Origin of the sequence: Janthinobacterium agaricidamnosum NBRC 102515 = DSM 9628 (assembly GCF_000723165.1) — a bacterium.
GTDB classification, from domain to species: domain Bacteria; phylum Pseudomonadota; class Gammaproteobacteria; order Burkholderiales; family Burkholderiaceae_D; genus Janthinobacterium; species Janthinobacterium agaricidamnosum.
In genome coordinates, this window is sequence record NZ_HG322949.1 from 5,878,985 (window position 1) to 5,879,928 (window position 944).

The window sequence follows — 944 nt, forward strand, 5'->3', positions numbered from 1 at the left end:
TTGACTGCCCTGATCGGAATGGACGATCAATCCGGCTGTCGGCTGGCGCTGTCGAATGGCCATCGTCAGCGCATCGCAGACCAGCTTGGCTGGCATGCTCGGTGCCATAGCCCAGCCCACCACTTTGCGCGCGTACAGGTCCAGCACGATTGCCAGATATAGCCAGCCGGCACCGGTACGAATGTACGTAATGTCACTGACGTACGCCAGGTTCGGCGCGCTCGGATTGAACTGGCGGTTCAGCACGTTGGCGGCTATTGGCAGGCCATGTTTGCTGTCTGTTGTATGGACGAACTTGCGCTTCCAGACCGGCTTCAACGCCTGCTGACGCATCAAACTGCGCACCTTGTAGCGCCCGATGTCGAACCCTGCGCTGGCCATGGCAGTGACCAGTCGGCGGCTTCCGTAGCTCTGATGGCTTGCCATAAATGCAGCCCGCAGATGAACGCTCGCTTTGCAAAAGACCGGTGTAGCAGAGCGACGCTGCGCCTCATAAAAGCCGGATCGGCTCACCTCCAGGACGCGACAGCTGTGCTGGACTGGAATGGCCTCCTTTTGCAACTGGCGAATGAGCGTATGGGTCACTTCATTTCGCGAGCAAAGAAGGCCGAGGCCTTTTTTAAGATGGTGACGTCCTGCCGAAGTTGCTGGTTTTCCAGCTCCAGTTGGCGGATTCTTTGCTGCTCGGCGGTGAGCGGCTTGCCGATGCCAGGCTGCCCGTTCTGTTCGGCATGGTATTGCTGCAGCCAGCGACGGATCGCAGTCTGGCCGATGCCCATGCTTTCGCTGACGTTCTGGACGCTCTGGCCCTGCTCATTGATCAGCCGGACCACTTCCAGTTTCAGGGTTGGCTCGAAGGTTCTACGTTTTCTTGTTGTCATGCTTTTTCCTCAGATGATGGATTTTCCACCTATTGAGGTGTCCGGGCAAATTAGACCACTACA

The 944-nt window shown here is 57.5% G+C and carries 2 protein-coding genes (1 of these 2 cut by a window edge); both read right to left on the reverse strand.

Going from position 1 to position 944, the window contains the following annotated elements:
* On the reverse strand, positions 1-585 hold the 5' portion of the coding sequence (locus GJA_RS25470) for an IS3 family transposase (protein ID WP_081905575.1). 24 nt of this gene lie to the left of the window's left edge; the window shows 585 of its 609 coding nt (coding positions 1-585); its start codon is at positions 583-585; its stop codon lies off the left edge, out of view.
* Positions 582-881, reverse strand: coding sequence for an IS3 family transposase (locus GJA_RS28420; protein ID WP_038494789.1), 300 nt, complete (start codon positions 879-881; stop codon positions 582-584). The genes GJA_RS25470 and GJA_RS28420 overlap by 4 nt, the downstream gene beginning before the upstream one ends.
* Positions 882-944: the final 63 nt, after the last annotated feature.

Bases quoted from the DNA above. Each gene is read 5' to 3' on its own strand.
- GJA_RS28420 (WP_038494789.1), bottom strand. From the start codon at position 881: ATGACAACAAGAAAACGTAGAACCTTCGAGCCAACCCTGAAACTGGAA.